The sequence below is a fragment of the Streptomyces longisporoflavus genome, from assembly GCF_014649775.1.
Classification (GTDB): domain Bacteria; phylum Actinomycetota; class Actinomycetes; order Streptomycetales; family Streptomycetaceae; genus Streptomyces; species Streptomyces longisporoflavus.
In genome coordinates, this window is the sequence record NZ_BMTR01000025.1 from 25,213 (window position 1) to 44,449 (window position 19,237).

Here is a 19,237-nt window from a genome sequence, read left to right on the forward strand (position 1 = left end):
TCCCATGTCGGAATGGCTTGTTCTCACCCTCGCGATGGCGGCCGCGTGCGGCGTCGTCCTGATCGTCACCTTCCTGCGGCACCGCAGGACCAGTCCGGATTACGACGCTTCGGAGACCCCGGACGTCATCGAGTACATGACGATGATGATCGGCGTGGTGTACGCCATCGTCCTTGGCCTGGCCATCGCCGGAGTCTGGGAGGCCCGCAGCCTCGCCGAGGATCATGTGCACTCCGAGGCCCAGGCGTTGCACGAGGTCTCCGAGCGGGCGCGGGTCTACCCGACCGAGGTCCGTGAACGCATTCGCACGGATGTACACGCTTATGTCAGCCATGTCGTCACCACCGAGTGGGACTCCATGGCGGACCGCGGTGAACTCACCGACCGCGGCTCGCAGCTCCTCACCCGCGTGCGGCACGACGTCACCGACTACCAGCCCAAATCGGACTTCGAGGCACAGGCTTATCAGCCACTCGTCGACGCGGTCGCCGCCGCATCCGACGCGCGCAACTCCCGTGCGGAGAGCGCGGGCGCCACCATGCCGGGTGTCGTCTGGTTCGGTCTGATCACCGGTGGTCTCGTCACCATCGGCATGATCTTCATGCTGCAGATCCGGCGTACTCCGCGTGAACTCATCCTCGCGGGGCTGTTCTCGGCGTTGATCGCCTTCCTGCTCTTCCTCATCTGGGACTTCGACGCCCCCTACAGCCGAGGGGTCGCGGCCACCCCGGACCCGTTCCACGCACTGTTCGACAACCTGGGCAGATGACGGAGGCGGCAGGCGCTGCACGCGGCACGCGGCACCCCGACTCGGTGGCGGCGATTCTCGGCGGGAGCTCGGCGGGGTATGGCCGGGCGGGCTGTTCGTGCACACCGAGGTCGGTCGGGGCGCGCTGGTTCGTACGGCATGAGATCGCGCGGCGGTCGCCGCTGCTCTCGATGCGTGCCGAGGGGGTCGTGATCCTTGACCGGTACCAGCGAGTTCACGCATCTGCGTACGGGGCGTGGCTGGGCGGCGGGAAGTGGCTGGCGCGGCGCGTGGACGAGGTGCGGCCGGGGTTCTCCGCCGAGCTGGAGGGCGTCGTACGGGAGGCGCTGGAGGGCAGGCCGTCCGGCCTTGCCGCGCTGGTGGACGAGGTGCTCGCGCCGTGCGGCGGGCGCATGCGGGAGGGGTATCGGCGCAGCGGATACCCCTCCTCCGCCGCCCCGGCTTCGCACACAGGTCCGTAAACCGTGCTGCGCGGCGGCTCCGCGCGGCGCACTCTGGTTGCATGACGTGGCAGACACCCATCATCGTCCACCCGCCCGCTCCCGACGGCGGGCGGCGGGTAACCGTGCGCGGGCAGGCCGTCGGCGTCGCCCGCGACGACCGCGACCTGGTGGAATTCCTGCGCCGCGCGGGCCTGGGCGAGGCGGACATAGCCCTGGACGACCCGCACCTCGTGGAGTGGCGTGGCAGTGGGGCACATGTGTGGGCGACGGGGGCGTGAACCTCCCCCCGGGGGCATAATGGGCGCGTAAACCTCCCCAGGGGACGGGCACTTGCCCACGCCGCCCGGCCCGGACTCCGGAGCCCTCAACCGGCCCGGTCCGCAACAAGGGCGCCGCTCCAGAAGAAGCGACCGGCAAGCAACTCCCGAACGACGTGGAGGCCCCCTCAGTCGCAGCCGCGCAGCCCGCCACGCCCGGTGCGGGGCCGTTCGCTCCCGCCATGGCCCACGGCACCTGGCACCTGGCACCTGGCACCTGCGCCACGTTCCCGCGTCGGATCACCCCGCAGCGGCACGGCAGGACAGCAGCAGAGCCGCGCCGTATCCCCCGCCTCCGGCAGCAGCCCTGCGTTGGCCCGGCCCGCACCCCGAATACAGGCAGAGCCCTTTAGCACGTACCGCCCCCTCACCCCCGGCAAGCACCCCTCGACGCACCGCCCCGTTCCCCTGTACGGCCCACACCATTGCCCCGTTCGCGCGGCTGCGATCGCGGGGGCGGGGGTCTCTGCCTAGCGTTTCCGGCATCGAGGCGCATACCAGGTGAAAGCGGAAGAAGGTCCGCGGCTGCTCCTCGGGGACCCGGAGGAAACATCATGCGCGCGATATCCGTCGCGTCGGCCGCTCTTCTCGCCGCCACCGCCCTGACCCTCGCCGCCCCCACCGCCTCCGCGGCCGTCGCGGACGACACCGACACGAACAACAACATCACCTCGTTCGGCTTCCGCGTCACCCCGTCCACGATCGCCGCGGGCGGTCAGGTCACGCTCAGCGTGGACGGCTGCGAAGGCGACGCCAAGGTCACCTCCGGTGTGTTCGACGACGCCCACATCCCCAAGGGGCAGCAGTCCGTCTCCACGCAGGTCTTCCCCGACGCCAAGCCCGGCGCGATGTACGAGGTGACCTTCGACTGCAAGGGAGAGACGGGGACCACGGACCTCACCATCGCCACCGGCCGTCCGACCTCGCACCCCACGTCCCACCCCACCTCGCACCCGACCGGCCCCGCCCACCGAGGGGTCAAGGCCGGCGTCGGCGGCAGTCTCGGCGGCTTCGACCTGCACGAGATCGCCCTCGGCGGCGCCCTGATCGCGGGCACGCTCGGCACGGCGTACTACTGGACCCGCCGCCGTACAGGGGACGGCAAGTCCTGACCCACCCACCCCGCTGCCCGGTGGCCCGCTGAGCTCAGCGGGCCACCGGGCAGCGGCATGCGGGCGGGCGCGGACCGCCGCGGGACCGGCGCGGAAGGGGGACGCGCCGGTCGGGACGGGCGTAGCCCGCACGCCCGGCGTTCAAGGCCCGGACGTTCAAGGCCCGGCGTGCGAGTGACGGGCCTGCCCGGGGAGGGCAGGGGCGGGGCGTACCGGTACTAACAGGTGTGCGGTCAGATGCCGCGGCTCTCGTTCTCCGAGCGGCGGCGCATCCAGAACACCCCGCCACCGACCACCGCGGCCGCCACGAGGACCCCGCCGATCGCCATGTCGGTGCTGGTCGCCCCGGCGTTGCTGCTGCCGCCGAGACCACCGCGGACACCACCGTGGATGACGGTGAACGCGTTGGGCTTGGTGAGGGGTGCGCTGTTGCCGCAGTGGACGGTGATGCTGTGGGCACCCGGCGAGGCGTGGTGATGGATCGTGGTGTTCGCGCTGGCCGTGCCGCCGCCCATGGTCTTCAGCTTGGTGTCGGGGAAGGCGTCCGACGTGATCTTGCTGCCATGGGTCGCGCAGGACGAGCCGTCCACCGTGACCGTCAGCTGCCCCCCGCGTGGGATCACGCTCGGCATGGCGACGATGTTGGACGGGTCGGCCCAGGCCGCCGCCGTCGGGGCCGCGAGGCCGACGACGGCACTCGCGGCGGCTGCGACCGCGAGGGCACGAGTAGTGCGCATACGGGTAGTACGCATGTGATTCCTCCGCGGAAGGCGCCCCGGGGTAACCGTCCCCGGTCAATCGGCGAGAGCGCCTCCCAGACAGACCCTCAGATGCGCTGCTCAGGCCCGCATTTCGGCGATCGGCCGTCCTGGTGAGGCGACACGCCGGGGCGCGAACGCGGCAACGGATATTGCCGCAGGTCACGGACCGTCAGAAATTTCCTGCGGGACACGACTCGGATGGCTCATGCCCGGTATGGCCGCCACCCGTTCGCTCCCGCGCTGTCGCCCGCCGCGCGCCCCGCGCTTAGCGTTCTTGTACGCGCAACGGACGCGGTTCGAGTGCCGCGTTGAGAGGGGATCAGTAAATGCCTTCGTCCCAGCCGGCCGATGACGAGGAACAGCAGAAGAAGCGCGCGCCTTGGGGCGTTCTCGCGCTCGTTCTGCTGACCGGCCTCGCACTGATCCGGAATGGCTCAGGGGAATTCGACGTGGGTCCGCCCCAGCCGGCGTCGGCCGCCGCGGCGGACCAGGCACCCGACGGGGTGGGCGAGGGTATCGCGCCGCTGACGTTCTCCCCCGCCGCGCGCGTGAAGATCAAGGGCATCCAGGTGGAGGCGCCCGTCATGCCCGTCGGGCTCGACTCCGAGGGCTGGGTGGACGCCCCGCCGCCCGAGGACCCCAACCTCGCGGGCTGGTTCACCGGGGCGGTCTCGCCGGGCGAGAAAGGCACGTCCGTACTCGTCGGGCATGTCGACAACGAACAGGGGCCCGCCGTCTTCTACGGCCTGGGGTCCCTGAAGAAGGGAAATCGCGTCGAGGTTCTGCGCAGGGACCGGAAGACCGCGGTTTTCAAGATTTATGGAATTGAAGTGTTCGAGAAGGACAAATTCCCCGGAGAGCGCGTCTACGGCGACAAGGGAACTCCCGAACTCCGTGTCATCACCTGCGGCGGCGGCTTTTCCAAGCACGCCGGCTATGACGGGAACGTCGTCGTTTTCGCCCGCCTGGTGGATGTGCGCTGAACGCCGGACGAACCGACGGAACGCGGCACCGGGCGGGCGGGATGCCGTCCTGGAGCCGGGCTAGATTCCGTGGGCGCTCGGCACGGTGATGCGATAACCCGAGTCGAGGAGTTCGGGGAGGTAGGTCCGCAGCGCGTCGACGCTCTGGGAACGGTCGCCGCCCGCGTCGTGCGAGAGCACGACGACGCCGGGTGCCGCACCGGCCCGTACCCGCCGGATGATCGTGCGGGCGCCCGGCTCCGTCCAGTCCAGGGTGTCGACGGTCCAGGCGAGCGGTTCCATGCCCAGTTCGGCGCCCAGCTGGAAGGCGTTGCGGTTCCAGGCCCCGTAGGGCGCGCGGAACCAGGCCGGGGGTTCACCCACGGCGTCCTCGACGACCTGGCAGGTGCGCTCGATCTCCTCGCGCATCGCGCTCCGGCTGATCTTCGGAAGGAGCGGATGGGTCCAGGTGTGGTTGCCGATCAGATGCCCGTCGTCGGCCATCTCGCGCAGCAGGTCCTTGTTGTCGACGGCCATTTCACCGCAGACGAAGAACATCGCGCGGACGTCGTGGCGGCGCAGGGTGTGCAGGATGCCCGGCGTGTAGCGGGGGTCGGGTCCGTCGTCGAAGGTCAGGACCATGGCGCGGTCCTGCCCGTCCATGCGCAGGATCGGCTTCCGGCGGACGCGGGGCCGCAGGCGCGGGGCACGCTGCTGACCGTTGCCCGCCATGGGCTGGAGGCGGTAGGCGGAGGGCTTGAGGGCGCGCGCGGCGGGCGGGCCGCCGGCCGCCGCGCCGCCGGAAGCCGCGGGCCCCGGCTTCGCCGACCGATCCGTGCCCGCACATCCGGCGGTCACGGCCAGACCGAAGACCGCGGCGCCGCGCAAGAGTGCGCGACGCCCTGGAGTCATTTGATCCTTTTTCATGACTAATCCGTCGCATGGCGGAAGTCCGACGCGGAACATCAACACCACGGCACCCCGCGAAAGCACCCGATGGGACCAGCACGGACAGGACGGGCAGGAGGGGCTCGTTCCGGGCTGCTGCGGAAGGCCCGCCCGCAACGGGGGCGGCTGCCTGCCTCCGATAGCCTCTCGGCGTGACTGAAGACCACTCCCACCAGTTCGAACGCGGTACCGACGGCCCGAAGGTGATCGTCGTCGGTTTCGACGGGTCCGACTCGTCGCTCCGGGCCGCCGCCTATGCCGGCGGCCTGGCGCGACGGCAGCACGCCCTGCTCGCCGTCGTCTACGTCCAGCCGGTGATGGCGGCGGGCGCCGCACTCGGCGCCCCGGTGGCCGACACGACCGACGAGATCGCCGAGTCACTGATCACCGAGATCAGGGACGCGACCGAGCGGGTGAAGGACATATTCGACGTGCGCTGGGAGTTCCACACCTTCCGCGGCGACCCCTACAGCGGCCTGGTCACCGCGGCCGACGACCTCAAGGCCGACGCCGTGGTCGTCGGCGCCTCCGAGCAGGCAGGCCACCGCATCGTCGGTTCGGTCGCGGTACGTCTGGTCAAGGCGGGCCGCTGGCCCGTCACCGTGGTGCCGTAACCCGTAACCCGTAACCCATAACCCGTAACCTGCGGCCGCCAGACTGCTGAACCTGCCCCTGCGCGAGGGGTGTGGTGTCTTCCGTCATGGGCACGCCCGGGCCATCATGATCCGCCATCAGCCGACTGCCGTCTGCGAAAAAAGGTGGAGCTCATGGCCGGACTCCGGATGGGGCAGGGCGTTCTGCGCCGCAAGCCCATCGAGCACATCGACGAGACCGAGGCCGGCGCGGGTGGCGGGCTCTCCCGCTCGCTCGGCCTCTGGCAGCTCACCGCGATCGGCGTCGGTGGCATCATCGGCGCCGGCATCTTCACCCTCGCCGGGACGGTGGCCAACGGCACGGCCGGTCCCGCCGTCCTCATCTCCTTCCTCATCGCCGGTGTCGCGAGCGCTGCGGCGGCCTTCTCGTACGCCGAGTTCGCGGGCCTGATCCCGAAGGCGGGATCGGCGTACACCTACGGGTACGTGGTTCTCGGCGAGCTGGTCGGCTGGTTCATCGGCTGGGACCTGCTCCTGGAGTACACGGCGATCGTGGCGGTGGTCGCGATCGGCATCTCCGGCTACTTCAACTTCCTGCTCAACGACATGGGCGCGCAGCTCCCCGCTTGGATGCTGGGTGCGCCCGGCACGGGCGACGGCCACAAGGTGGACCTGTTCGCCGCGGTCCTTTGCCTGCTCATCGCCTACCTGCTCACCCTCGGCATCAAGAACGCGGCCCGCTTCGAGATGATCGTGGTCGTCCTCAAGGTCATCGTCGTTCTCGTGGTGATCGCGGTCGGGTTCTTCCACATCGACACCGGCAACTACGAGCCGTTCTTCCCCTTCGGTGTCAGCGGGGCGTTCACGGGGGCGGCCACGGTCTTCTTCGCGGTCTTCGGCTACGACGCCATGAGCACCGCCGCCGAGGAGTCCAAGGACGCGCAGCGCCACATGCCGAAGGCGATCCTCTACTCGCTCGCGATCTCGATGGTCCTGTACGTCCTCGCCTGCCTCGTCCTCACGGGCATGCAGAGCTACCAGGACATCGACCCGGAGAGCGGCTTCTCCACCGCGTTCAAGTCGGTGGGTCTGGGCGGCCTCGCCGACGTCATCGCGGTCGGCGCGATCATCGGCATCCTCACGGTGATGTTCACCTTCATGCTCGGCGTCACCCGCGTGTGGTTCAGCATGTCGCGCGACGGGCTGCTGCCGAAGTGGTTCGCCAAGACGCACGAGACCCGGCAGGTGCCGACGCGCGTGACGTGGATCGTCGGCTTCGCGTCGGCCGCCATCGCCGGATTCCTGCCGATCGGCGAGGCGGCCGAGCTGACCAACATCGGAATCCTGCTGGCGTTCGTCGTGGTGTGCATCGCCGTGATCGTGCTGCGCTACAAGCAGCCCGACCTGCCGCGCTCGTTCCGCTGCCCCGGCATGCCGGTGGTGCCTGCCGTCGGGGTCGTCTTCTCGATCTGGCTGATCACCTTCCTGCAATGGCAGACGTGGGTGCGGTTCGCGGTGTGGTTCGCGCTCGGCCTTGTCATCTACTTCGCGTACTCGTACCGGAAGTCGGAGCTGGCGAAGGCGGAACGCGGTCGCTAGGACGACCCGGCGGGTCCGGTCATTTCCCCATCTTCAGGCCGTCCTCCCCCGCGCCACGACTCAGGACGACCCGGCGGATCCGGTCGCGGATGTCGGACACGTCGGCGCCGCGGGCAAGGGCCGCGTTCAGGTTGGTCACGCGCCCCTTGCCCGTGTCGAACCACGTGGGGATGAACTCGGCCTTCCTGACCTCCCAGCGTCCGCCGGGGCCCGCGGGCGGTTCGAAGGTGAAGCGGCCGATGCTGCCCTGGTCGCCCCGCGGGTCGTTGGCGTCCTCGTCGTTGATCATGTCGCCGGCGACCTGGTCGCCCATGCCGTAGATGACCCAGGTCTTGTTGACCTTCTCGTACGCCTGGGGGACGTGGGCGTGGGTGCCGAGGATCAGGTCGATGTCGGGGCGGCCCCGCGTGCGGGACTCCGTGAGCTGCTCGCCCAGGCTCAACTGGTCCTCGTCCGGCTCGTCCTGCCACTCCGTGCCCCAGTGGACCGAGACCACCACCACGTCCGCGCCGGCCTCCCGCGCGGCGCGCGCGTCCTCGATGATCCGCTCGCGCTCCATGAGATTGACCGTCCAGGGCTTGCCCTCGGGCAGCGGATTGTCGTTCGTGCCGTACGTGTACGCGAGCTGCGCCACCTTCGCGCCGCCCGCGCGCAGCCACGCGGGGGATCTGCCCTCCTCGGCCGTACGGCCCGAACCCGCGTGCTTGACGCCCGCCTTGTCGAGCGCGCGCAGCGTGCGGTGCACCCCCGCGGCGCCGTCGTCCAGCGTGTGGTTGGAGGCGGTGGAGCAGGAGTCGTAGCCGACGGACTTCAGGGCGCGGGCGATCTGGGGCGGGGACTTGAAGCTGGGGTAGCCGGTGTAGTCGCCCTTCTCGCCGTAGACCGTCTCCATGTGACAGATCGCCAGATCCGCCTTGGACACGACGCGTTTGGCCCCCTTGAGCATCGGTTTGAAGTCGTAGCCGTCGCCGCCCGCGTCGGCCCTGGCCTGGCCGATGATCGAGGAGTGCGGGAGCACGTCCCCGGAGGCGACGAGCGTGAAGGCGCGCGGTGCGTCATCGGCGCCGCCGGCGGCCGACGGCGCGGAGGACGGATCGTCGTCCCGGTTTCCGTCCCCGGTGCCGTCCTGACGGTTCTCGCCGTGCCGCGCCGCATTCCCCTCGCGGCCGGACTTTCCATTCGCCGTACAGGCGGCGGTCGCGACGGCGGTGGCTCCGATCATTACCGCCGCCAGAACGGCGGTTCCCTGCGGTCTTCGCTGTGGCATCGTCCGGCTCCGTGAATGGGGGATATCGGCGGAACGAATCCACATTCGGACAGATGGTCGAGTCAAGCCGCAATGCCGTCATAGTCCCTGAAAAGTATGAAAATCATCCACCCATGTGACGCGAAGAACACACGCCATCCGACCTGCGGTGAAACCGTGACCCGGGTCAAGACTCCGTAAAGCGCCTTGCTCAGGGCCCCCGTTGGGTAATCGGCTGTCCTCATCCGTGTTCCGGATTGGGGGCCAGAAGCCGGCGACGCGCACGGATCGGAGGAAGGCGAGACGGGATGCTGCACGAGAGCCGAGGAGACACGGAGGGCCCGAGCGGTGACGAACTGGCCGTACCGATGGCGTGGTTGTACGCCGAGTACATCGCGGACGAATTACTGCGCACCGGCGATTTGATGCCGCCGACATCTTTCGAATACCGCGCCGGGCTTGATGCTCTGGCCCTGACTATCTTCCTTTCCGACACAAAAGGCGAACTCTCGGGCATCCGAGTGATCTCCCAGCTGGAGACCTGGCTGTCCCTGACGGCGTACGACCAACCGTGGCTCGACTGGGTCGGCGAGCGGATGGCCGTGCTCACCGCGGACGCGATCGCGTCCGGTGAGCCCGCGCCCGACCTGCAACTCGCCGATCTGGCGTGGCGATGGCTCGAGGAGACGGAGCTGCTCGCGCCCGATCTCGACGCGGTGCCGGGCGGCGGGTCGCCGGGCAGCGAGGACGACGGGCCCAAGGTGTGGACGCCGGCGTGGCGCCTGGGGCTTCCGCTGGGGCACCTGGCGATCCATCTGTTCTGACGGCTCCAGCGGGTGCCTTTTGACGGCTCGTGACGACTCAAGAGGCTCCTGACGGCTTCAGGCGGCTTTCTGCCGACGCACCAGTGACGTCCTGACGTCACGCGCAAGTGTTCTGGTCCCGCGCCTTGAGTGATTCGGCGGTCCGCTGCGTACGGGAGGGCAGAAAAGCACCCCCTGCCCGACTCGTCACGCAAGGAACGCCATGAGGCCCCTGGAGCGGCATCGCGACGCCGGCGCCTACGCGCTCGGCGTCCTCGACGCGGCGGACACCTTCCGCTTCGACGATCACCTCATGGACTGCCCGCCGTGCCGGGCCGTAGTGGCGGAACTCGTCCCTACGGCCAAGCAGTTGGCCGCCTACCGAGGCCGCACCCCGCCCCCGGTCGAGCCGCTCGCGGCACCCGGCCCCGGCCTCATCGACCGGCTGCTAGGCGAGACCGTACGGCTGCGCAGGGCCGGGCGCAGACGGTGGCTGTGCGCGGTGGCGGCCGGTGTCGTCCTAGCTCTCGCGGCCCCCGCGACAGCGGTGCTGAGGGCCGGCGGACCCGGACCGGAACAGATCACCGCCCGCGACGGCCGCACCGGTGTCTCGGCGACCCTGACCGCGCGGGGCCGCGCCTGGGGCACGGACGTCGGGCTGCGTGTCCGCGATCCGCACGGCGGCGCCCGGGTCTGCGAGCTCGTCGCCGTCGGCACCGACGGTTCCGAGCAGACCGTGACGACATGGAGGGCGCCGCGGGAGTCCTCGGGCGAGGATCCGGCCGGTCTGTCGACCGGAGGCGGCGCGGCCCTGCCCCGCGAGGACATCGCCCGCTACGAAGTACGGACGACGGGCGGACAGCGTCTGCTGACCCTGCGACGCCCCTGAACCGCCGTACACAGCAGGCTACTTCAGCAGCCGGGACATTCTCCGGTCCGCGAGCAGCTTCCCGCCCGTCTGGCACGTGGGGCAGTACTGCAGCGAGGAGTCGCTGAAGGAGACCTCGCGCACGGTGTCCCCGCACACCGGGCACGGCTCGCCGGTACGGCCGTGCACCCGCAGGCCGCTCTTCTTCTCCGCCTTGAGGCGGCCCGCCGCGACACCGCGCGAACGCTCCACCGCCTCGTTCAGCGTGGTCCGCAGCGCCGCGTACAGGCCGTGGATCTCCTCCCGCGTGAGGCTCGACGTGAGCTTGAAGGGTGACATGCGGGCCGCGTGCAGGATCTCGTCGCTGTAGGCGTTGCCGACACCCGCGATCAGGCTCTGGTCCCGCAACGCGCCCTTGATCTGGCGGCGTTCGCCCGCGAGGAGACCGGCGAAGCGCTCCTCGTCGAACTCCGGGACCAGCGGATCGGGGCCGAGGCGGGCGATGCCCGGGATCTTCTCCGGGGACTCGGTCACGTACACCGCGAGGCGCTTTTGCGTGCCCGCCTCCGTCAGGTCGAAGCCCTCACCCGTCTCCAGGGCGACCCGCAGCGCGAGGGGGCCCTTGCCGGGCCGTGGCGGGCCGTCGGGCAGGCGGTCCTTCCATTGCAGCCAGCCCGCGCGGGCGAGGTGGGTGACCAGATGCAGGCCGTCCGCGTCGATGTCGAGGAACTTGCCGTGCCGGGCCACCGCCGTGACCGTACGTCCTTCGAGTGCGCCCGGCGGCGGGTCGTACGTCTTCAGGACGCTGATGGCGACGGGCAGCACCCGCACGATCCCGTGGCCGACGAGGTGTTCGGCGAGGAACGCGCGCAGCGCCTCGACCTCGGGGAGTTCCGGCATCCGCTCACTCCTGACTCTGGTCCGACAGCGCCATACGCCCGCTCTGGTCACGGCCGTCCCGCGCGGGCACGACGAACTCGCACCACACGCACTTGCCGCTGCCCCGCGACTCGACCCCCCACTCGTCCGCGAGCATGTCCACGAGCAGCAGTCCCCGCCCGGAGACGCCTGATTCCCCGGCCTCCCTGCGGCGCGGCAGCGCGCTGGAGGAGTCCTCGACCTCGATGCGCAGCCGCCGGTCGCCGCCGCTGATGACCCGCAGGGTCACGATCGCGGCACCGTCGGTGTGCATCAGGGCATTGGTGATCATCTCGTCCGCGACCAGCTCGACCTCGTCGGCGCCCTCTCCGGCACCCCACGCGCGCACGGCCGCGCGGATCATGTGCCGGGCCTCGGCGAGGGCCTCCGGGTCGCCGGGGCCGACATGCTGCTGGAGACGGCCGCCGGACAGCGGCGCTTCGTCCGGGCGGCGGCGCAGGAGCAGCACCGCAGCGTCGTCCTCGCCGCCCCGCTCGTCGACGATCGAGCAGAGCCGGTCGGCGAGCTGCTGGAGGTCGCGCGGCCCGGCGCAGGCGAACTCGCCCAGGGCCCGTATCCCGTCGCCGAGGTCGGCGCCCGGCTCCTCGATGAGGCCGTCGGTGAAGAGCAGCAGGGTCTGGCCCGCGTCGAACTCGAAGGTCGTCACCGGATACTCCAGGCGCCCGAACTCGGCAGAGAGTCCCAGCGGGAGCCCTCCGTCGACCGGCACCCGGCGGCAGCTCCCGTCGGTGTCCTGGAGGAGCGGGTCGATGTGACCGGCCCGCACCACCTGGACCACCCCCGTCGACATGTCCGCCTCGGCGTAGAGGCAGGTCGCGAAGCGGTCGGTGTCCAGTTCGTGCAGGAACCCCGAGGCACGGGCCATGACGGTGGCGGGCGAGTGCCCCTCGGCGGCGTACGCGCGCAGCACGATGCGCAGCTGGCCCATGACGGCCGCCGCGTGCGTGTCATGACCCTGTACGTCGCCGATGACCGCCCCGACCCGGCCGCCGGGCAGCGGGATCACGTCGTACCAGTCGCCGCCGATGTCCCGGCCGAGCGCCGCCGAGCGGTAGCGGACCGCGATGTCGGCGCCGGGCACACCGGGGATGGTGCGGGGCAGCATCGCCTGCTGGAGGCCCTGGGCGAGGTCCTTCTCCTGCTCGTAGAACATGGCGCGCTGGAGGCTCTGCGCGATGCCGCTGCTCAGCGCGACCAGGACGTTGCGCTCCTCCTCGGTGAAGCCGGTCCTGTCCTGGTAGAGCAGTCCGAGCACGCCGATCGGCTTGGCTTGGGCGATCAGCGGGAGATACGCGGCCGATGAGATGCCCAGCTTGTCTATGTACGGCCACAGATCCGGGTACGAGGCGGCGAACTCCGCCTCCGTCTCGATGAAGCGCGGCGAGAGCGTGCGCACGGCGTCGCTCATCGGATACCGCTCGTCGATCCGGGTGAACTTGGTGCCCGGCACGAAGCTGCCCTCGGGCCCTTCCGCGACCAGACGGATGCGACCGGCCTCGACCAGGGCCATGACCAGGTTCGACGCGCCCAGGTGCGCGAGGCCGTGGGTGTCCTTGAGCACGTCGATGACGTCCCGGACGGTACGGGCGTGTGCGAGGGCCGCCGTGATGCCCTGCACGATGCTCGTGCGCCGGCGCCGGTCCTCCTCCTCGTCCGCGCGCTGACGCCGGGCCGTGCTGTCGCCCAGCTCCTGCGTGGCGTCACGGACGACGCCCACGATGCGGTACGGACGGCCCCCGTCGTCACGCTGGATGAACCCTTGGGTATGGGTCCAGCGCAGCCCGCCGTCGCGCAGCCGGATGCGGAAGTAGATGCCGTAGGTCTCGCTGCCGTCCTTGAGCGCGTGCGAGACATAGGCGTCGAGGCGGTGCGCCTCCATCGGCGGAACCCGCACGCCGAGGGAGGTCGGGTGGCCGTCGTACTCGTCGGTATGCACGTCGAAGACCTCGTGGCCCGCGGCATCGAGATGCATCAGGCCGCTGTCGAGGTCCCAGTCGAAGCAGCCTGTGCGGTTGAACGCCAGGATCGACCGCGGGTCCGCTGGCCAGTCGTCCGGCAGTGACGTGGGCGTCATGACACTTCATGATTCTTCGCCGTCGGACCCGAACGCGCACGCCGGGAGGGGCATCGGGAGCGATTGGCGCAAGATGGCCCTGTGGAGTGGTTCAGCGCGGATCAATACTGGCTCGGCCGTCTCGTCTTCCAGCGGGCGCTCGCCGCCGTCTATCTCGTCGCGTTCCTGGGCGCGGCGCTGCAGTTCCGCGCGCTGATCGGGGAGCGCGGCATGCTGCCGGTGCCGCGCTTCGTCGAGCGCGTGCCGTTCCGCAAGGCACCCAGCCTCTTCCACCTGCACTACTCGGACCGCTTCTTCGCCCTCGTCGCGTGGACGGGCTGCGCCTGCGCGCTCACGCTGCTCGCGGGCGCGGACAATCTCCTGCCCCTGTGGGCCGCCATGCTGCTGTGGCTCGTGCCGTGGGTCCTCTATCTCTCGATCGTGAACGTGGGGCAGACCTGGTACGGCTTCGGCTGGGAGTCGCTGCTCCTGGAGACGGGCTTTCTCGCCGTCTTCCTCGGCAACGACGAGACGGCGCCGCCGGTGCTCGTGCTCTTCCTGCTGCGCTGGGTGCTTTTCCGGGTGGAATTCGGAGCCGGACTGATCAAGATGCGCGGCGACGAGTGCTGGCGCAAACTCACCTGCCTGTACTTCCACCACGAGACACAGCCGATGCCGGGCCCGCTGAGCCGGTACTTCCACCATCTGCCGAAGCCGGTCCACCGGATGGAGGTCGCGGCGAACCACTTCACCCAGCTCGTCGTGCCCCCGCTGCTGTTCACGCCGCAGCCGATCGCCACGGCCGCCGCCTGCCTGATGATCGTCACCCAACTGTGGCTGGTCCTCTCGGGCAACTTCAGCTGGCTGAACTGGATGACGATCGTGCTCGCCGTGTCCGTCCTGGACTTCGGGAGCGCGGCGGCGCCGACACACTCCCCCGCTCCCCCGCTCTGGTACGAGGTGGTGGTCATCGCGGTGACCGTCCTGCTCCTCGGTCTGAGCTACCGGCCCGCGCGCAATCTGTTCTCCCGGCGCCAGGTCATGAACACCTCCTTCGACCCGCTGCATCTCGTCAACACCTACGGCGCGTTCGGCAGCGTCAGCCGCGTCCGCCAGGAGGTCGTCATCGAGGGCACGGCGGACGCGAAGCCACGCCAGGACTCCCGGTGGCTGGAGTACGAGTTCAAGGGCAAGCCGGGAGATGTCCGCCGCCGGCCCCGCCAGTTCGCGCCGTACCATCTGCGGCTCGACTGGATGATGTGGTTCGCCGCGCTCTCCCCCGCCTACGCGAGGTCGTGGTTCGGCCCGCTGGTGGAGCGGCTCCTCGAAGGCGACCGGGACACGCTGCGACTGCTGCGCCATGTCCCGTTCCCGCAGGACGCGCCTCCCGCGTACATCCGCGCCCGTCTGTACCGCTACGGCTACACGAGCCGGCGTGAGCTGCGCGAGACGGGCGCCTGCTGGGAGCGGACGTACGTGCGGGAGTTTTTGCCGCCGACGCGGATCAGCTCGCCTCGCTGAGCGGGAGGCCGTAGACGCGGGTCGCGGTCCCGGCGAAGAGGGCCGCGCGTTCGGTGTCGCCGAGTGAGCCGGTCAACCGCCGTGCCACGGCGAGCACTTCCTCGTACGTAGCGGCCAACGTACAGACGGGCCAGTCGGAGCCGAACATCAGCCGGTCCGGTCCGAAGGCGTCCAGGACGGTCTCCGCGTACGGGCGCAGGTCCTCGACCGTCCAGGTCTGCGGGTCGGCCTCGGTCACCAGGCCGGAGAGCTTGCAGACCGTGTTGGGCAGCGCGGCGAGCGAGCGGACGTCCGCGGCCCAGGGTTCGAGGGCGCCCGAGGCGATGGGCGGCTTGCCCAGGTGGTCGAGCACGAAGGTGAGTCCGGGGTGCTCCCGGGCGGCCTGCACGCAGGCGGGGAGCTGGCCGGGCAGGACGACGAGATCGTAGACGAGACCGGCCGCGCCGACCGCGGCGAGGCCTCGGCGCACGTCGGGCCGCAGCAGCCACTGCGGATCGGGCTCACCCTGGACCTGGTGCCGGATGCCCACGAGGTGCCGGCCGCCCGGCAGTTGGCGCAACCAGGCGAGTGTGTCGGCGACCTCCGGGCGGGTCAGGTCGGTCCACCCGACGACGCCCGCCACGAGGTCGCTCTCCTGTGCCAGGGCGAGGAACTCGGGGGTCTCGTCGGCCACCGTGACCGTCTGGACGAGCACGCTCGCGGTGACACCCGCGGCTCGCGCCTGCGGCAGCAGGTCGGAGAGGGAGAAGTCCCGGCGGATCGGGGCGAGCGCCTCGCCGGTGATCCACTCCTGGTCGCGTACGGACAGGTCCCACACATGGTGGTGGGAGTCGACGAGGTCCTGCGTCACGGCAACTCCCATACGACGGGCAGTCCCGCGTCCGCGCCCCCGGCGGAGTAGTCGTGGACGACGTCGAGAAGCTCGGCCATGCGCGCCTGCCACGCGACGTTGACCGGCAGTTTGTCCAGCTCGGCGAGCATACGGGCGTAGTCCTCGCACTCCAGGACGTGGAAGAGATCGGTGCCGCTGCGCCAGATCGTCCAGGAGGTGGCGCCCGCCGCGCGGATGGCGGCGGTGAGCTCGGCGGGCACCTCGCGGTGCGCGGCGTCGTACTCGGCGACACGGTCGACGCGGACCTTGGTGTGCAGGGCGATCCTCACGCGGGATCCTCTCCGGGGACGGGGACGGGGACGGGGACGGGGGCGCCGGTGGGCAGGAGCCCTTCGGCGCGGGCTTCCTTCCAGAAGTCACCGGGGACTTCCGACGCGAACCGCACTGCGGCGTCCCGGACTTCGTGGGGCGAGCGGGCTCCGACGAGGACGGTGGCCACCGCCGGGTGGGCCAGGGGGAAGGCCAGGGCCGCGGCACGCAGCGTGGTGCCGTGCCGCTCCGCCATCGCCTTCAGGTGGCGGGCGCGGTCCACGAGGGCGGCGGGGGCGGGCGTGTAGTCGTAGGTCGCGCCGGGGCGGGGGTCGGCGAGGAGGCCCGAGTTGAAGACCCCGCCGATCACCACCGCCTTGCCGTGCTCCTGCGCCACGGGAAGCAGCTCGGCCAGGGCGCTCTGGTCCAGGAGTGTGTAGCGGCCCGCGCACAGCACGGCGTCGACGTCCGTGTCCCGGAGGAAGCGGGTGAGCATCGCCGTCTGGTTCATGCCCGCGCCGATCGCGCCGACGACGCCTTCGGAGCGCAGCCGTTCCAGGGCCGGGTAGCCCTCCCGGAAAGCCTGTTCCGCGTGGTCGTCCGGGTCGTGGAGGTAGACGATGTCGACGCGGTCCAGGCCGAGGCGGGTCAGGCTCGCCTCCAGTGAGCGGCGGATGCCGTCCGCGCTGAAGTCCCAGACCCTGCGGTGTGTGGCGGGCACGGCGAAGCCGTGGTCGAGGTCGTCGCCCGCGGGCTCCTCTGCCACCTCCTCCAGGAGGCGGCCTACCTTGGTCGAGAGGGCGTAGGTCTCCCGCGGGCGCGCCCGCAGCGCCTCGCCCAGCCTGCGCTCGGACAGGCCGATTCCGTAGTGCGGCGCGGTGTCGAAGTAGCGCAGCCCCGCGTCCCAGGCCGCGTCCACGGCTGCGACCGCGTCCTCGTCGGTCATCGGCGTGTAGAGATTGCCGAGGCCGGCGGCGCCGAAGGACAGCTCGGTCACCTCGACGCCGCCGGAGCCCACGGAGCGCCGCGCCACGGAGTTCACCGGGCCGCCGCCGGGCGGAGCCGCAGCCCCTGCATGCCGCCGTCGACGGCGAGCGCGGTGCCGGTGGTGGCGCCGGAGAGGGGGCTCGCCAAGTAGGCGATGGCGCACGCGACCTCGTCCGCCGAGACCAGTCGTCCCGTCGGCTGGCGGGCTTCGAGCGCGGCACGCTCCGCCGCCGGGTCGGGTGCGGCGTCGAGCAGGCGGCCGACCCACGGAGTGTCCACGGTGCCCGGGTTGACGCAGTTGACGCGCACCCCCTCGCGTACGTGGTCAGCGGCCATCGCGAGCGTCAGGGAGAGCACCGCGCCCTTGGACGCCGAGTACAGGGCGCGCTGCGGCAACCCCGCGGTCGCCGCGATCGAGCAGGTGTTGACGATCGCCGCGTGGGTGGAGACCCGCAGGTGCGGCAGGGCGGCGCGCGTGGTGCGCACGATCCCGAGGACGTTCACGTCGAGCACCTTGTGCCACTGGTCGTCGTCATTGTCCTCGACGGTCCCCTGCGCCCCGATTCCCGCATTGTTGATCAGTACGTCGAGTCCGCCGAGTTCCCGCACGGCGGCGGCGACGGCTTCGCGTACCGAAGCGTCGTCGGAGACGTCGGCGCGGTGGCCGGTGAGCGGCTTCTCCACGCTGCCCGGATCCAGGTCGAGCACCGCCACCCTGGCGCCGCGCGCGGCGAGTAGCTCCGCCGTGGCCCGCCCTATGCCGGAGGCTCCGCCGGTGACCAGGGCCTTCAGCCCGTCAAAGTCCCGGGTGTCCGTCATGCCGCTGCTCCTTTGCCCTGAGCGAGATCGGCGGCCCAGAAGGCGCCGCCCGGATAGGTGAATTCGGCGAGGGACTCGGCCCGCATGGCGGCCGAGAAGCCCGGCGCGGTGGGTGCCAGGTAGTGGCCGTCGCGCAGCACGACCGGGTCGATGAAGTGGTCGTGGAGGTGGTCGACGTACTCGATGACGCGGTTCTCGGTGGTCCCGGTCAGCGCCACGTAGTCGAACATCGACAGATGCTGGACGAGCTCGCACAGGCCCACCCCGCCCGCGTGCGGGCAGACCGGAACGCCGAACTTGGCCGCGAGCAGCAGGATCGCCAGGTTCTCGTTGACGCCGCCGACGCGGGCGGCGTCGATCTGCAGCACGTCGATGGCGCCCGCCTGGAGGAGTTGCTTGAACACGATGCGGTTCTGCACGTGTTCGCCGGTGGCGACCTTGACCGGGGCTACCGCCTCGCGGATCGCGGCGTGGCCGAGGACGTCGTCGGGGCTGGTCGGTTCCTCCACCCAGTACGGGTCGAACTCCGCGAGGGCACGCGTCCATTCCACGGCCTCGCCGATGTTCCAGCGCTGGTTGGCGTCGATGGCCATGCGGATGCCGGGTCCGATCGCCTCCCGTGCGGTACGGCAGCGTCGTACGTCGTCCGCCAGGTCAGCGCCGACCTTGAGCTTGATCTGCGTGAAGCCGTCCGCCACGGCCTGGCGGGCGAGGCGGGTCAGCTTCTCGTCGCTGTAGCCGAGCCAGCCCGGCGACGTCGTGTAACCGGGGTAGCCGTGCTCCCGCAGCAGGCTCTCCCGCTCGGCGGCTCCGTGCCGGCCCGACCGGAGCAGCTCCAGCGCCTCTTCCGGCGTGATGGCGTCGGCGATGTAGCGGAAGTCGACCTGGGAGACCAGCCACCGGGGCTCGGCGTCCGCCAGGAACCGCCACAGCGGCTTGCGTGCGCGCTTGGCCGCCAGATCCCACAGGGCGTTGACGACGGCACCGATGGCCATGTGCATCACGCCCTTCTCGGGCCCGAGCCAGCGCAGCTGGCTGTCCCCGATCAGGTCGCGGTTGAGTGTCCCCGGATCGGCGCACAGCTCTTCGACGGACCGGCCGATGACGTGGTGGCGCAGCGACTCGATCGCGGCGACCTGGACGTCGTTGCCGCGCCCGATGGTGAAGGTGAAGCCGTGCCCCTCCAGACCGTCGTCCGCGTCGGTGCGCAGGACCACATAGGCGGCGGAGTAGTCGGGGTCCGGGTTCATCGCGTCGGATCCGTCGAGGTCCCGCGAGGTCGGGAACCGTACGTCATAGGTGTCGACCGCGATGACGCGGGCGGTGGTCGGGGACACAGGAGGCCTTTCCGGAAAG

The 19,237-nt window shown here is 70.7% G+C and carries 20 protein-coding genes; 10 read left to right on the forward strand and 10 right to left on the reverse strand.

Annotated elements, in window-relative coordinates:
• Nucleotides 1-4 precede the first annotated feature (4 nt).
• The 4 genes from IE226_RS35075 (at nt 5) to IE226_RS35090 (ending at nt 2,641) form a co-directional block, all read left to right on the forward strand.
• Nucleotides 5-769: a bestrophin-like domain gene (locus tag IE226_RS35075; RefSeq protein ID WP_190085517.1), complete on the forward strand. Its 765-nt coding sequence runs from the start codon at nt 5-7 to the stop codon at nt 767-769.
• On the forward strand, nt 766-1,230 hold the full coding sequence (locus IE226_RS35080) for a hypothetical protein (RefSeq protein WP_190085518.1): 465 nt from the start codon (nt 766-768) through the stop codon (nt 1,228-1,230). The genes IE226_RS35075 and IE226_RS35080 overlap by 4 nt, the downstream gene beginning before the upstream one ends.
• 41 nt (nt 1,231-1,271) lie before the next feature.
• A complete protein-coding gene (locus IE226_RS35085; RefSeq protein ID WP_190085519.1) occupies nt 1,272-1,490 on the forward strand; it encodes a hypothetical protein in 219 nt (72 codons plus the stop codon).
• Nucleotides 1,491-2,083: 593 nt separating this feature from the next.
• A complete protein-coding gene (locus tag IE226_RS35090) occupies nt 2,084-2,641 on the forward strand; it encodes a hypothetical protein (RefSeq protein WP_190085520.1) in 558 nt (185 codons plus the stop codon).
• Between the two features lie 233 nt (nt 2,642-2,874).
• Here IE226_RS35090 and IE226_RS35095 read toward each other — a convergent pair whose 3' ends face one another.
• Complete coding sequence (locus IE226_RS35095; RefSeq protein WP_190085582.1) at nt 2,875-3,378, reverse strand: hypothetical protein; 504 nt, start codon at nt 3,376-3,378, stop codon at nt 2,875-2,877.
• Nucleotides 3,379-3,728: 350 nt separating this feature from the next.
• Here IE226_RS35095 and IE226_RS35100 point away from each other — a divergent pair, with 350 nt between their 5' ends.
• Entirely contained in the window at nt 3,729-4,385 is a 657-nt protein-coding gene (locus IE226_RS35100; RefSeq protein WP_190085521.1) for a class F sortase, read from the forward strand.
• 60 nt (nt 4,386-4,445) lie between these two features.
• On the opposite strand, the gene IE226_RS35105 is transcribed toward IE226_RS35100, so the two are convergent.
• Nucleotides 4,446-5,291, reverse strand: coding sequence for a polysaccharide deacetylase family protein (locus IE226_RS35105; protein ID WP_190085522.1), 846 nt, complete (start codon nt 5,289-5,291; stop codon nt 4,446-4,448).
• A 173-nt stretch (nt 5,292-5,464) separates the two neighbouring features.
• On the opposite strand from IE226_RS35105, the gene IE226_RS35110 reads away from it, so the two are divergent.
• Together IE226_RS35110 and IE226_RS35115 are read left to right on the forward strand one after the other, a co-directional pair.
• Nucleotides 5,465-5,926, forward strand: coding sequence for a universal stress protein (locus tag IE226_RS35110; RefSeq protein WP_190085523.1), 462 nt, complete (start codon nt 5,465-5,467; stop codon nt 5,924-5,926).
• Nucleotides 5,927-6,079: 153 nt separating this feature from the next.
• Nucleotides 6,080-7,504 (forward strand): amino acid permease, encoded by a 1,425-nt coding sequence (locus IE226_RS35115; protein WP_190085524.1) that lies wholly within the window; start codon nt 6,080-6,082, stop codon nt 7,502-7,504.
• A 19-nt stretch (nt 7,505-7,523) separates the two neighbouring features.
• On the opposite strand, the gene IE226_RS35120 is transcribed toward IE226_RS35115, so the two are convergent.
• On the reverse strand, nt 7,524-8,771 hold the full coding sequence (locus IE226_RS35120) for a CapA family protein (protein ID WP_229871731.1): 1,248 nt from the start codon (nt 8,769-8,771) through the stop codon (nt 7,524-7,526).
• 287 nt (nt 8,772-9,058) lie between these two features.
• Between IE226_RS35120 and IE226_RS35125 the strand changes: the two genes are divergently transcribed.
• Nucleotides 9,059-9,574, forward strand: coding sequence for a hypothetical protein (locus IE226_RS35125; protein ID WP_190085525.1), 516 nt, complete (start codon nt 9,059-9,061; stop codon nt 9,572-9,574).
• A gap of 202 nt (nt 9,575-9,776) precedes the next feature.
• Nucleotides 9,777-10,442, forward strand: coding sequence for a zf-HC2 domain-containing protein (locus IE226_RS35130; RefSeq protein WP_190085526.1), 666 nt, complete (start codon nt 9,777-9,779; stop codon nt 10,440-10,442).
• Nucleotides 10,443-10,460: 18 nt separating this feature from the next.
• Here IE226_RS35130 and IE226_RS35135 read toward each other — a convergent pair whose 3' ends face one another.
• Nucleotides 10,461-11,321, reverse strand: a complete 861-nt coding sequence (locus tag IE226_RS35135; protein ID WP_190085527.1) for an Fpg/Nei family DNA glycosylase — start codon at nt 11,319-11,321, stop codon at nt 10,461-10,463.
• A 4-nt stretch (nt 11,322-11,325) separates the two neighbouring features.
• Nucleotides 11,326-13,434, reverse strand: coding sequence for a SpoIIE family protein phosphatase (locus tag IE226_RS35140; RefSeq protein ID WP_190085528.1), 2,109 nt, complete (start codon nt 13,432-13,434; stop codon nt 11,326-11,328).
• A gap of 81 nt (nt 13,435-13,515) precedes the next feature.
• On the opposite strand from IE226_RS35140, the gene IE226_RS35145 reads away from it, so the two are divergent.
• Nucleotides 13,516-14,934 carry a lipase maturation factor family protein gene (locus tag IE226_RS35145; protein WP_190085529.1) on the forward strand — a complete coding sequence of 473 codons (1,419 nt, stop codon included), beginning with the start codon at nt 13,516-13,518 and terminating at the stop codon, nt 14,932-14,934.
• On the opposite strand, the gene IE226_RS35150 is transcribed toward IE226_RS35145, so the two are convergent.
• The 5 genes from IE226_RS35150 to IE226_RS35170 are packed head-to-tail and all read right to left on the reverse strand — an operon-like array spanning nt 14,918 to nt 19,218.
• Nucleotides 14,918-15,796, reverse strand: coding sequence for an amidohydrolase family protein (locus IE226_RS35150; RefSeq protein WP_190085530.1), 879 nt, complete (start codon nt 15,794-15,796; stop codon nt 14,918-14,920). The genes IE226_RS35145 and IE226_RS35150 overlap by 17 nt on opposite strands.
• Complete coding sequence (locus tag IE226_RS35155; protein ID WP_190085531.1) at nt 15,781-16,095, reverse strand: L-rhamnose mutarotase; 315 nt, start codon at nt 16,093-16,095, stop codon at nt 15,781-15,783. Before IE226_RS35155 ends, IE226_RS35150 begins: the two co-directional genes overlap by 16 nt.
• The gene (locus tag IE226_RS35160) at nt 16,092-17,108 is read right to left on the reverse strand and encodes an aldo/keto reductase (RefSeq protein ID WP_190085532.1); all 1,017 of its coding nucleotides are present in this window, start codon (nt 17,106-17,108) and stop codon (nt 16,092-16,094) included. The genes IE226_RS35155 and IE226_RS35160 overlap by 4 nt, the downstream gene beginning before the upstream one ends.
• A gap of 5 nt (nt 17,109-17,113) precedes the next feature.
• Nucleotides 17,114-17,881, reverse strand: coding sequence for an SDR family NAD(P)-dependent oxidoreductase (locus IE226_RS35165; RefSeq protein WP_190085533.1), 768 nt, complete (start codon nt 17,879-17,881; stop codon nt 17,114-17,116).
• The gene (locus tag IE226_RS35170) at nt 17,878-19,218 is read right to left on the reverse strand and encodes an L-fuconate dehydratase (RefSeq protein WP_190085534.1); all 1,341 of its coding nucleotides are present in this window, start codon (nt 19,216-19,218) and stop codon (nt 17,878-17,880) included. Before IE226_RS35170 ends, IE226_RS35165 begins: the two co-directional genes overlap by 4 nt.
• Nucleotides 19,219-19,237: the final 19 nt, after the last annotated feature.

What these genes read in the sequence shown, in the direction of transcription:
- IE226_RS35075 (WP_190085517.1), top strand. Translation starts at nt 5, where the DNA reads ATGTCGGAATGGCTTGTTCTCACCCTCGCGATGGCGGCCGCGTGCGGC.
- IE226_RS35080 (WP_190085518.1), top strand. Translation starts at nt 766, where the DNA reads ATGACGGAGGCGGCAGGCGCTGCACGCGGCACGCGGCACCCCGACTCG.
- IE226_RS35085 (WP_190085519.1), top strand. Translation starts at nt 1,272, where the DNA reads ATGACGTGGCAGACACCCATCATCGTCCACCCGCCCGCTCCCGACGGC.
- IE226_RS35090 (WP_190085520.1), top strand. Translation starts at nt 2,084, where the DNA reads ATGCGCGCGATATCCGTCGCGTCGGCCGCTCTTCTCGCCGCCACCGCC.
- IE226_RS35095 (WP_190085582.1), bottom strand. Translation starts at nt 3,378, where the DNA reads ATGCGCACTACTCGTGCCCTCGCGGTCGCAGCCGCCGCGAGTGCCGTC.
- IE226_RS35100 (WP_190085521.1), top strand. Translation starts at nt 3,729, where the DNA reads ATGCCTTCGTCCCAGCCGGCCGATGACGAGGAACAGCAGAAGAAGCGC.
- IE226_RS35105 (WP_190085522.1), bottom strand. Translation starts at nt 5,291, where the DNA reads ATGAAAAAGGATCAAATGACTCCAGGGCGTCGCGCACTCTTGCGCGGC.
- IE226_RS35115 (WP_190085524.1), top strand. Translation starts at nt 6,080, where the DNA reads ATGGCCGGACTCCGGATGGGGCAGGGCGTTCTGCGCCGCAAGCCCATC.
- IE226_RS35120 (WP_229871731.1), bottom strand. Translation starts at nt 8,771, where the DNA reads ATGCCACAGCGAAGACCGCAGGGAACCGCCGTTCTGGCGGCGGTAATG.
- IE226_RS35125 (WP_190085525.1), top strand. Translation starts at nt 9,059, where the DNA reads ATGCTGCACGAGAGCCGAGGAGACACGGAGGGCCCGAGCGGTGACGAA.
- IE226_RS35130 (WP_190085526.1), top strand. Translation starts at nt 9,777, where the DNA reads ATGAGGCCCCTGGAGCGGCATCGCGACGCCGGCGCCTACGCGCTCGGC.
- IE226_RS35135 (WP_190085527.1), bottom strand. Translation starts at nt 11,321, where the DNA reads ATGCCGGAACTCCCCGAGGTCGAGGCGCTGCGCGCGTTCCTCGCCGAA.
- IE226_RS35140 (WP_190085528.1), bottom strand. Translation starts at nt 13,434, where the DNA reads ATGACGCCCACGTCACTGCCGGACGACTGGCCAGCGGACCCGCGGTCG.
- IE226_RS35150 (WP_190085530.1), bottom strand. Translation starts at nt 15,796, where the DNA reads ATGGGAGTTGCCGTGACGCAGGACCTCGTCGACTCCCACCACCATGTG.
- IE226_RS35165 (WP_190085533.1), bottom strand. Translation starts at nt 17,881, where the DNA reads ATGACGGACACCCGGGACTTTGACGGGCTGAAGGCCCTGGTCACCGGC.